This is a genomic window from Veillonella sp. T34266-5, assembly GCF_002959815.1.
Lineage (GTDB): Bacteria > Bacillota > Negativicutes > Veillonellales > Veillonellaceae > Veillonella > Veillonella atypica.
Map to the genome: position 1 here is coordinate 1 of NZ_PPCZ01000007.1, position 11,420 is coordinate 11,420.

The 11,420-nt window shown below is 40.5% G+C and carries 13 protein-coding genes; all 13 read right to left on the reverse strand.

What is annotated here, in order from left to right; all coding sequences use genetic code 11:
• Window positions 1–216: 216 nt before the first annotated feature.
• The gene (locus VIHSUH07_RS04110; protein WP_016475811.1) at window positions 217–1,515 is read right to left on the reverse strand and encodes an SLC13 family permease; all 1,299 of its coding nucleotides are present in this window, start codon (window positions 1,513–1,515) and stop codon (window positions 217–219) included.
• Between the two features lie 39 nt (window positions 1,516–1,554).
• Window positions 1,555–1,812, reverse strand: coding sequence for a hypothetical protein (locus VIHSUH07_RS04115; RefSeq protein WP_016475812.1), 258 nt, complete (start codon window positions 1,810–1,812; stop codon window positions 1,555–1,557).
• 197 nt (window positions 1,813–2,009) lie between these two features.
• Window positions 2,010–3,131, reverse strand: a complete 1,122-nt coding sequence (gene mmdB, locus VIHSUH07_RS04120) for a methylmalonyl-CoA decarboxylase subunit beta (RefSeq protein ID WP_005382576.1) — start codon at window positions 3,129–3,131, stop codon at window positions 2,010–2,012.
• Between the two features lie 73 nt (window positions 3,132–3,204).
• Window positions 3,205–3,588, reverse strand: a complete 384-nt coding sequence (gene mmdC, locus VIHSUH07_RS04125; protein WP_005377346.1) for a methylmalonyl-CoA decarboxylase subunit gamma — start codon at window positions 3,586–3,588, stop codon at window positions 3,205–3,207.
• A 97-nt stretch (window positions 3,589–3,685) separates the two neighbouring features.
• The gene (gene mmdE, locus VIHSUH07_RS09670) at window positions 3,686–3,853 is read right to left on the reverse strand and encodes a methylmalonyl-CoA decarboxylase subunit epsilon (protein WP_199176831.1); all 168 of its coding nucleotides are present in this window, start codon (window positions 3,851–3,853) and stop codon (window positions 3,686–3,688) included.
• Between the two features lie 23 nt (window positions 3,854–3,876).
• A complete protein-coding gene (gene mmdD / locus VIHSUH07_RS04130) occupies window positions 3,877–4,221 on the reverse strand; it encodes a methylmalonyl-CoA decarboxylase subunit delta (RefSeq protein ID WP_105084001.1) in 345 nt (114 codons plus the stop codon).
• Between the two features lie 73 nt (window positions 4,222–4,294).
• Window positions 4,295–5,824 carry a methylmalonyl-CoA decarboxylase subunit alpha gene (gene mmdA / locus VIHSUH07_RS04135; protein WP_005377385.1) on the reverse strand — a complete coding sequence of 510 codons (1,530 nt, stop codon included), beginning with the start codon at window positions 5,822–5,824 and terminating at the stop codon, window positions 4,295–4,297.
• A 36-nt stretch (window positions 5,825–5,860) separates the two neighbouring features.
• The gene (mce, locus tag VIHSUH07_RS04140) at window positions 5,861–6,283 is read right to left on the reverse strand and encodes a methylmalonyl-CoA epimerase (RefSeq protein ID WP_005377395.1); all 423 of its coding nucleotides are present in this window, start codon (window positions 6,281–6,283) and stop codon (window positions 5,861–5,863) included.
• Between the two features lie 51 nt (window positions 6,284–6,334).
• The gene (gene meaB / locus VIHSUH07_RS04145; RefSeq protein ID WP_005377389.1) at window positions 6,335–7,273 is read right to left on the reverse strand and encodes a methylmalonyl Co-A mutase-associated GTPase MeaB; all 939 of its coding nucleotides are present in this window, start codon (window positions 7,271–7,273) and stop codon (window positions 6,335–6,337) included.
• A gap of 79 nt (window positions 7,274–7,352) precedes the next feature.
• On the reverse strand, window positions 7,353–7,748 hold the full coding sequence (locus VIHSUH07_RS04150; protein WP_005380683.1) for a cobalamin B12-binding domain-containing protein: 396 nt from the start codon (window positions 7,746–7,748) through the stop codon (window positions 7,353–7,355).
• Window positions 7,749–7,775: 27 nt separating this feature from the next.
• Window positions 7,776–9,422: an acyl-CoA mutase large subunit family protein gene (locus VIHSUH07_RS04155; protein WP_005380642.1), complete on the reverse strand. Its 1,647-nt coding sequence runs from the start codon at window positions 9,420–9,422 to the stop codon at window positions 7,776–7,778.
• Between the two features lie 28 nt (window positions 9,423–9,450).
• The gene (locus VIHSUH07_RS04160) at window positions 9,451–10,953 is read right to left on the reverse strand and encodes an acetyl-CoA hydrolase/transferase family protein (RefSeq protein ID WP_016475814.1); all 1,503 of its coding nucleotides are present in this window, start codon (window positions 10,951–10,953) and stop codon (window positions 9,451–9,453) included.
• A gap of 308 nt (window positions 10,954–11,261) precedes the next feature.
• Window positions 11,262–11,420, reverse strand: a 159-nt coding sequence (locus tag VIHSUH07_RS04165) for a transposase (protein ID WP_146104937.1), incomplete at its 5' end; no start/stop codon positions are given.

Below are 11,420 nucleotides of genomic sequence, written 5' to 3' on the forward strand. Positions count from 1 at the left end.
GTAGTAGGCATATAAGCTCACATCCTTTCTTTGGGAATTAGTCACTTTTATTGTAAAGTATGTGAGCCTTGTATGCTTATTTTTTGCAAAAAAATAATGTTGGAAGTGACACCGTAGTGGTGTCACCCCAACATTTATTATAGAACCTAAAAAACGAGGCCGAATCTTACGATTCGACCTCGTGTGTGCTTGTATAGTAGAGTAACCTATTCCCTATTATTTACCAGGGAAGAATGGCCATACCATTGGAATGATAATTAAGCTTACTACGAAGCAAACTAAAATCAATGGAACGCCGGCTTTTACATAATCAGTAAATTTGTATTGACCAGGGCCAAGTACTAATGTATTTGGAGGTGTACCTACAGGTGTACCGAATGCACAAGATGCAGCAACGCCGATAGCCATCAATACGGCATGAGGGTCAGCATGCATACCTTGAGCAATGGAGATACCGATAGGAGCCAACAATGCACAAGATGCTGTGTTAGACATAAATTGAGTCATAACACAAGACAAAATAAACAATACTGCTGTTGCAAAGTAAGGGCTAGGGTCAGAACCCATAATACCGATAACTGCATTAGCAATCATTTTACCTGCACCAGATTGATCTAGTGCAGTAGCAACTGGCATCATACCTGCAAATAAGAAGATTGTAACCCAGTCAATGGATGTATAAGCTTGTTTTTCGTTCAAGCAACCAGTCAATACGCAAAGCATTGCGCCAATAACGGCAACCATGCTCAATGGTAAGTTAATACCATAGCCTTTTAGGAAGTCACCTAAAATCATAGCGATGATTACGCCTAAAAGAATAAGACCAGAATATAATTGTTTCTTAGGATCGTTAGAAATATCTTCAGCAGCTACTTCTTGTTCAACGTCGCCAGCATCTTGAATTTCATGTTTAGGAAGCAAATGCTTACCAATTAACATCATGAAAATAATAGTAGCGATAGTCAAAGGAATACCGATCCAAGCAAATTCGAAGAACCCAAATGGTTGTTCACCAAATTTAGTCAATGTACCACTTACAATGATGTTTGGTGGTGTACCAACCATTGTAATGATACCACCAATACCAGCAGCAAATGCTAAAGGCATCAATTGACGAGAAGCAGGAATCTTCGCAACAGCACAGATACCTACAACTACTGGAAGTAATGCAGCTGTTGTACCAGTGTTAGATAAAAATGCAGACATAGTTGCAGTAACAACCATGATGGCAAGCATCAAACCATTTTCACTAGTGCCTGCATGGGAAACTACGGTTTCACCAATCTTTTGAGCTAAACCTGTGTAGAATAACGCAGCACCAACAACGAACATGCCGGCGAACAACACAACTGTACTATCAGATAAACCAGAGAATACAACCTTAGGAGTAATAATCCCCATAAGGCCAAGGGCAATTGCACCGCCTAAAGAAGTGATAGCTAAAGGAATAATTTCCGTAACGAATAAAACAGCCATGACTGCAAGGACGATTAAGGTTTGTTCTGCAGCACCCATACATCATCATCTCCCTTCAGAGAAATGCACTGATTGTAGTTATATGAGGTATAAAACATAGCCTACGATACTAATAGCACAAGCCATTAAAAATGTAACCCCATATCCCTCTATAGTTTTGGGATAACCAAAAAGTAATGCTTCTCCTAGAAATCCTCGGCGATTAAACCAAGAATATTTAGTTCTTCTTTGGAACCATTGTGATTTGCGTTCAACACCAATAATCAGTGCAGTAACTAAAAAAACAATAAATGCCCATACGAAACAAATCAGTATTTTTAATTCAATTGATAACAAGATGACCACCTCTACTATTTTGAAAGCACTAGAAGGTTATTTAGTGAAATTCTTGCTCATCACATAATGACCGATCTGACAAAGCATTTATTGCTAATATACCCCTTTTATGCATGTTTACATACGATACAGGGGATTTTTTATTCACCAATAGGTGTACCTAAAATGGCACACCTTGGTGAATAATTATTAAACTATTAGTGGCTGGACAACATAGCAAGCATTGTACCTGCTGCTACTGCTGTACCGATTACACCAGCTACGTTAGGACCCATGGCATGCATGAGCAAGAAGTTTGCTGGGTTAGCTTTAGCACCTACTACTTGGGATACACGAGCTGCCATAGGAACTGCGGATACACCAGCAGAACCAATAAGTGGATTTGTTTTACCACCATCGACTAAGCTCATTAATTTACCAAATAATACGCCACCAGCTGTACCACCGATGAATGCAATCAAACCTAAGCAGATAATAAGGAGAGTTTGCAAACTTAAGAAGTGTTCCGCACTCATTGTTAAACCAGTACCAGTTGCTAAGAAGATAGTAACAGTATTGATCAACGCATTTTGAGATGTATCGGACAAACGTTCAGTTACACCAGATTCACGGAACAAGTTACCTAACATCAACATACCTAAAAGGGATGTAATGGAAGGAAGCAATAAAGAAATGAAGATTGTTGCAACGATTGGGAATACGATTTTTTCAAAACGTGTAACTTCACGCAATTGTTCCATTACAATTTCACGTTCTTTTTGCGTAGTGAATAATTTCATTACAGGTGGTTGAATCAACGGTACCAAGGACATATAAGAATATGCGGCAACCGCGATAGCACCTAATAAATGAGGAGCTAGTTTAGTAGCTAAGTAGATAGATGTAGGACCGTCTGCACCACCGATGATGCCGATAGCTGCAGCTTCTTGAGCTGTAAAGCCGAGCATCATAGCGCCACCTAACGCAACGAATACGCCGATTTGTGCAGCAGCACCTAACAACAATGTTTTAGGGTTAGCAATAAGCGGACCAAAGTCAGTCATTGCACCTACACCAAGGAAAATTAGAGGTGGGAAGATTTCTTGAGAGATACCAGCACTAATAAGCGCCATAACGCCTTCTTCGAAGCCGTTACGAGGGATATTAGCAAGTACACAACCAAACGCAATCGGACCCAACAATAATGGTTCAAACTCTCTAGCAAATGCTAAATACAATAGGATCAAACCTACAAGAATCATAATAGCATTGTATGTTGTAAATGCGAGGAACCCGCTATCATTTATAACAGATTGAATCGCAACAGCAAAAGCCTCCATATGCGTTCCCCTTTCACAAATATTAAATTGTTATATGACGCGGCGCAGCCGCGCCATAAGACAACACTTGGTATTAGCCAAGAACAACCATATCATCGCCAGTGGATACAGTTTGGTTAGCAGCTACGCGAACTTCTGCAACTACAGCATCATGAGGAGCTGCGATTTCGTTTTGCATTTTCATAGCTTCAAGAATCAACAAAGTTTCGCCTTTTTTAACTGCTTGACCAGCGGATACTGCTACAGATAGGATTTTACCAGGCATTGGAGCTTTTACAGTTTCAGCACCTGCTGGAACTGGAGCTGCTGCTGCAGCTGGAGCTGGTGCTGGTGCAGGAGCTGCTTTAGGAGCTGCTGCTGGAGCTGCTTTAGGAGCTGCTGCAGGAGCTGCAGCTTTTACTTCATTAACTTCTACATCATATGCTGTGCCATTTACTGTAACGTTGAATTTTTTCATCTTAAATTCCTCCAAAATGTGTATATCTACACAATACTTAAATTTCATTTACACATATAGTTCTGATAATCCTATCGATTACCTAAAAACGTTAATCTTATCGATTACCGCGTAAGCGACCTTCCATTTTCCAATTGTAGCTTACGATTGGACGGATATGCGCGATTTGATCAGCGGAATAACCCATTGCCGCTAATGCGCCAACGATAACTGCAACAACATCTTGAGATGGTTCCTTACCGTTAGCTTTTGTAGCATTGCTCATGACAAATGCCTCCTAAAAAAATATTAATTTCTACCGCTTAAACGACCTTCCAAGCGCCATTTAGCACTAGTTGCTGTAGGTCGAATAGATGCAATTTGTTCAGATGAGTACCCCATCGCCACAATGGCACCCACGATAGCTGCTACTACTTCATCCTCATTTTGAGCAGATGCACTTGGTGTAGCCACTGGAGTAGCTGCAGGAGCTGCAACAGGAGCACTTACCGGTGCTTCTTTTTTCTTTTTCGTAGGGTCAATTAAATGAACGATTGTCATCAAAATGCCTAAAAGAATCAACACAACAAATACAACTGTCATATTAATGGCCATGATTAACCAGGGATTGGTAGTAACTGCTTGTCCTTCCATAATCATTCCCCTTTCTAAAAAATAAATAAAGAAAGGTATCTCCCAAATTCGATGATATGATTACCGAATCGAATTATAATGGAATATTACCATGTTTCTTTGGAGCACGGTTTTCACGTTTACTTGCAAGCATAGCCAACGCGTTGATAACAGCTGGACGAGTTTGTTTTGGTTCGATTACAACATCTACGAAGCCACGTTCTGCAGCTTTGTAAGGAGTTGCGAATTCTTCTACGTACTTAGCTGTTTTAGCGTCTTTATCTTCATCTTTTTTGAAGATGATGTTAGCTGCACCAGCAGGACCCATTACAGCGATTTCGGATGTAGGCCAAGCGTATACTTGATCAGCGCCCAAATCTTGGGAACACATAGCGAGGTAAGAACCACCGTATGCTTTACGAGTGATAACAGTAATTTTTGGTACTGTTGCTTCAGAGTAAGCATACAACATTTTAGCACCATGACGAATGATACCGCCCCATTCTTGATTTGTGCCAGGCAAGAAACCAGGAACGTCAACGAAGTTAACGATTGGAATATTGAAAGCATCACAGAAACGGATAAAACGGGAAGATTTGTCAGATGCGTTGATGTCCAAGCAACCAGCCATTACTTTAGGTTGGTTAGCAATGATACCAACAGATTGTCCATCAAAACGTGCGAAGCATGTAATGATGTTTGTAGCATAGAATGGTTGTACTTCATAGTATTCGCCATTATCTACAGTAGCTGCGATAACATCTTTCATGTCGTAAGGCATGTTGCTGTTATCAGGTAACAAGCTGTTTAAGCCTTCATCTTCACGAGTTGGGTCATCACCTGTATCTACCAATGGAGCATCTTCCATGTTGTTAGAAGGTAAGAAACCTAACAAGTAGCGGATTTGAGCGATGCAATCATCTTCATTTTCAGCTGCAAAGTGAGCAACACCAGACACAGAGTTGTGAGCCATTGCGCCACCAAGATCTTCAGCTGTTACTTCTTCACCAGTTACAGATTTAATAACTGCAGGACCAGTGATGAACATTTGAGATGTGTTTTTAACCATGTAGATGAAGTCAGTCAATGCTGGAGAATATACAGCACCGCCTGCACATGGTCCCATGATTACGGAAATTTGTGGAATAACGCCAGATGCATTTGTATTTTCAAAGAAAATTTTACCGTAACCAGCAAGAGCATCTACAGCTTCTTGAATACGAGCCCCGCCGGAATCATTGATACCAACGATAGGAGCACCCATTTTCATTGCTAAACGTTGTACTTTAACGATTTTAGCAGCGTGCATTTCACCAAGAGAACCACCTTCTACAGTGAAGTCTTGTGCGAATGCATATACCAAACGACCATCGATAGTACCATAACCAGTTACTACACCTTCGCCTGGTAATTCTTTTTTGTCTTGACCGAAGTTAACACAACGATGTTTAACGAATTGATCAAGTTCAACAAAAGAGTTGTCATCGAATAATTTAGCCAAACGTTCACGAGCAGTCATTTTACCTTGAGAATGTTGTTTCTCAACGCGTTTTTCACCGCCACCAGCTTTAACTTTTGCTAGTTTTTCGTGCAACAACTCAATTTTTTCTTGCACTGTTTGCATGTCAGCACCTCCATAAAAACTTGTTACAATAATATTTTATTTCATTCGTTGGCAAAGTTCAAGTAATACGCCACCTGTAGCTTTAGGATGAACGAATGCAATAGAGGAACCGCCAGCACCATAACGAGGTTTTTCGTCAATCATACGAATACCTTTCGCCATAAGATCAGCAATAGCATTTTCAATATTATCTACACGCAAAGCAACGTGTTGGATACCATCACGACCGCCATTTTTTTCGATGAATTTACCGATAGGGCCGTCTGGAGTAGTAGTTTCCAAGAATTCTAATTCAGCATCGCCGCATGGGAAGAAGGATACTTTTACTTTTTGTTCTTCTACTACTTCATCTTCAGGAAGATGTTGAATTCCCAAAGCATTTTTGTAAAATTCTTTAGTTGCTGCTAAATCATTAACACCAATACCGATGTGATCCACTTGTAATACTTTAAAAGCCATTTCGATTATCTCCTTTATAAGGCTAAATCTCTAATGCTATGTAGTCGCCGTCTACTTTAGCACGTTTGTCATTACGCCGTTAACAACTGTATATGGATCGCTTTCGCGTTCATTAACAGCTGCCACTTGGCTATTAAATTCGTCGCTTGTAATGATTTTATCAGCTACATAACGACCAATTTGTTCATTAATCATTGCGATGATTTCATCGCGAGTACGTTCTGCCCGACGAGATTCCAATTCACCGGAATCTTCAAGATACTCAAAATGTTCATCTAAGGCTTCGATAAGTTCATCTACGCCTTGGTCTTTACTAGCAATTGTGCGCTTAATTGGTGGGCGCCATTTTACTTCACGAGAATCTAGGTCAAGCATCATTTCAATTTCAACATTCAAACGATCGCAACCATCTCGGTCAGCTTTATTGATAGCAAATACATCGCCGATTTCAAGAATACCCGCTTTAATAGCTTGGATATCATCACCGAGACCAGGAACAAGAACAACCAATGTAGTATCTGCATTTTTTACGATATCTACTTCGGATTGACCTACACCTACTGTTTCAATGATAATCAAGTCCATGCCAAAGGCATCCATTAATTTTACAACGTCTGCAGTCTTTTTGGATAAACCACCAAGACTACCACGTGTCCCCATGCTTCGAATGAATACATTTTCATTTAATGTTAAATCATTCATTCTAATACGGTCCCCCAAGATAGCACCACCAGAGAATGGGCTAGTTGGGTCGATGGCAACGATGCCGATTTTTTTACCTTGATCTAGATAATGTTTAACAACCTTATCTGTCAAAGTACTTTTACCAGCACCAGGGGCACCAGTTATACCGAGAATACGTGCATTACCCGTTTTAGGGTAAATTGCCTTCATAATATCGATGGCATTTTCATACTCGTTTTCTACAGCAGTGATGGACCGTGCTAAGGCTAGTCTTGAGCCTTCAAAGAGGCCTTTAACTAAATCCATTCGCCTCACCACCTATCTTAGAATATGGGAATAGAGGGGAGCCAACCATTCCAGTTGAGCCCCTCTCTTGCCCAGTTAATTATTTTACGTTTTCCTTGATGAAGTCTACGATATCACCAGTTGGAGTACCAGGTGTGAATACAGCTGCTACGCCAGCTTTTTTCAAGCCAGGAATATCAGCATCAGGAATAACGCCACCGCCGATTACTAATACATCGCCCATGCCTTTTTCTTTCAAAAGTTCAACAATTTTAGGGAACAATGTGTTGTGAGCGCCGGAAAGAAGGGATAATGCAACTACATTAACGTCTTCAGAAAGTGCTGCTTCTACGATTTGTTCTGGAGTTTGACGAAGACCTGTGTAGATTACTTCGAAACCAGCATCGCGAAGTGCGCGTGCTACAACTTTTGCACCACGGTCATGACCATCAAGACCTGGTTTTGCTACGATTACTCTAATACGTTTTTCTGCCATGATAATTACCTCCGAAATTAGCCGATATTATAATGTGGAATGAGCTTGGTATTCACCGAATACTTCGCGCAATACATTACAAATTTCACCCAAAGTAGCATATGTTTTAACTGCTGCAAGAATTAATGGCATCAAGTTAACGTTTTCGTCAGCTGCGCCAGCTTTCAAATCAGCTAAAGCTTTGTCAACTGCTGCTTGATCGCGGTTAGCGCGAACTGCTTGAGTTTTCTTAGATTGGTTTACACCTACGGAAGCGTCTACGCGAAGCAAGTCTTTTGGAGCTTCTTCTTCAACTTGGAATTTGTTTACGCCAACGATTGTGCGCAAGCCAGATTCAACTTCCATTTGCCATTTGTAAGCGGATTCTTGGATTTCTTTTTGGATGTAGCCTTTTTCGATCGCTACTACAGCGCCGCCCATTTCATCAATTTTCTTGATGTAAGCCATAGCTTCGTCATAGATAGCGTTAGTCATAGCTTCTACATAGTAGGAACCGCCCAATGGGTCAACTACGTCTGCTAAACCAGATTCGTAAGCCACGATTTGTTGTGTACGAAGAGCTACTTGTACAGATGCTTCTGTAGGAAGAGCCAATGCTTCGTCACGGGAGTTTGTATGTAAGGATTGAGTACCGCCCATTACAGCAGCTGCAGTTTGAAGAGCAACACGAACGATGTTGTTATCAACTTGTTGTGCAGTCAACATGGAACCAGCTGTTTGAGTATGTACACGAAGCATCATGGATTTTGGTTTTTTAGCACCAAAACGTTCTTTCATGATAGTTGCCCATAAACGACGGGATGCGCGGAATTTAGCAACTTCTTCAAGTACATTGTTATGAGCATTCCAGAAGAAGGAAAGACGACCAGCGAATGTATCAACATCAAGACCAGCTTTCAAAGCTGCTTCTACATATGCGATACCATCAGCAATTGTAAATGCGATTTCTTGTGCTGCTGTGGAACCTGCTTCACGGATATGGTAACCGGAAATGGAAATTGTATTCCATTTTGGAACGTATTGAGAGCAATATTCAAAGATATTAGTGATCAAACGCATGGATGGTTTTGGAGGGAAAATGTAAGTACCACGAGCTGCGTATTCTTTCAAAATATCATTTTGAATTGTACCTTTCAATTCTGTGGAAGGTACGCCTTGTTTTTCAGCTACTGCGATATACATTGCCAACAAAACGGATGCTGGAGCGTTGATTGTCATGGAAGTGGATACTTTGCCAAGGTCGATGCCGTTGAACAAGATTTCCATATCTGCCAAGGAGTCAATCGCTACACCTACTTTACCAACTTCGCCTTCAGCCATAACGTCATCAGAGTCATAGCCGATTTGTGTAGGTAAGTCGAATGCACAGGAAAGACCAGTTGCACCGGATTCGATAAGGTAACGGTAACGTTTGTTAGATTCTTCAGCTGTCGCGAAACCAGCATACATACGCATAGTCCAGAAACGACCACGGTACATTGTAGGTTGTACGCCACGAGTATATGGATATTCACCAGGCATACCCAAATCACGTTCATAATCAAAGCCTTCAATATCAACTGGTGTATACACGCGGTTGTATTTCAAGTTTTGACGTTCTGGAGTTTTTACACACTTTTCGTCACAAAGTTTATTGTACTCAGCAATTTGGGCTTTAAGGTTTTCGTAAGCCATGTTTTCATCATCCTCCTAAAAAAACAGGTTATTTTTTCATGCTTCCAGTTTCTGTGAAGCGTTTATGCCAAGAAAGAGCTTCGTCGAGCAACATTGGTGTATGGGCATTCTTAGTTGCAGCGAGTGCTTTTTCGAGGTATTCAGTTAACATTGGTTTGTAGTCTGGGTGAGCACATTTTTCAATGATCAAACGAGCTCTTTCCACTGGGCTCAAACCACGGCAGTCAGCAACACCTTGTTCTGTACAGAAAATCATAGTGTCATGTTCTGGGTGATCCACATGAGATACATATGGAACGATAGAACTGATGTCGCCACCTTTTGCAACGGAATTAGTACAGAAAATAGTGAGATATGCACTACGTGCAAAGTCACCAGATCCGCCAATACCGTTCATCATTTTGCTACCCATAATATGAGTAGAGTTTACATTGCCAAAAATATCAAATTCGATAGCGGTATTCATGGCAATGACACCAATACGGCGAGCAATACCAGGGTTGTTAGAAATTTCTTGTGGACGAAGAATAATCTTTTTACGATATTCATCGATGTTATTATAGAAACGTTTCAACCCATCTGGAGAAGGACTTAATGCAGTACCGGAACATACAGTTACTTTACCTGCATCGATTAAGTCAAACATACCATCTTGGATTACTTCTGTATAAATGGACAAATCTTTGAATGGGCCTTGAGCCAATCCGCTGATTACTGCATTTGCTACAGAACCTACGCCAGATTGCAATGGAAGCAAGTTTTCAGGTAAACGACCTTCACCGATTTCTTGTTCAAAGAATTTGATAAGGTGTTGACTCATTGCTTTTGCATCATCATCGATAGGTGCCAAAGGTCTTGTAGTATCAGGAACATCACAAGGAACTACTGCAATGATTTTGTCTGGGTCACAAGGAATTGCATCAGTACCAATACGATCACCAGCATGTTCCAATGGAATTGGTTTGCGATATGGTGGATCAAGTGGTTCGTAGATATCATGCATACCAACCAAAGATAATGGTTGAGATACGTTTACTTCTACGATAACTTTTTTAGCTTGGCTAACAAATGTTGGAGAGTTACCAACAGATGTTGTAGGTACTAAAGAGCCATCTTCATTGATTTGACAAACTTCTACGATAGCTACATCTAAATCACCAAAGAAACCATAGCGTACATTTTGCGCCATTGTACTTAAGTGCATATCAATGTATTTGATGTCGCCGCTATTTAAAGCTTTGCGTGTATCCCCATTTGTTTGATAAGGGAAACGACGGTTAATACCATGTGCACGTGTTAATGCACCGTCGGCTTCATCACCTACGGAAGCACCTGTCCATAAATCAATTTTGAATGGTTCTTTTTCCATTCGTTCAGCCAAAGCCAATGGTACAGCTTTTGCATAACCAGATGGAGTAAAGCCGGAAATACCAACTTTATCATTGTGGTTAATCATTTGAGCTGCTTCATAAGCTGTGACAATTTTGCCTTGGAGGGCCGCATTTTTAACGCGATCTTTGATGTCTATCATCGTACCATCTCCTTAAAATCACCTTGTTAAACGACAGTTGATCAATCTCTTGGTCTAAACCGTTCCTTAAACCAACTTCATCGTATGCTTTTACAATCGCATTGTCAACTTATATGCATAAAATGTATTTTTTGTCACATATTTATGGGTCATTATGACTAAAAGTCATGGATTTTCCATTTTTAGGATAAATTAAATTCACATCGTTATAACTCTCAGGAATTATAGATATATTTTTATAATTTCATATATATAGTTAAAAAAGAGTGAATCGAAGAATTTCGGCTCTCTGTCAAATGTTGGGGTGTTCACCCTACGAGTCTTGTTTGGCACCAATCATATGTATGGTTGGTGCCATTCTTTTTGCTCAAAAGTAGAATACGTACTCTGAATCTACCAAAGTGGCGAAGCCCATAGCTTATTCGTTTTAATACCTTAATCTTGTTGTTAGTTCCTTCTGTGTATCC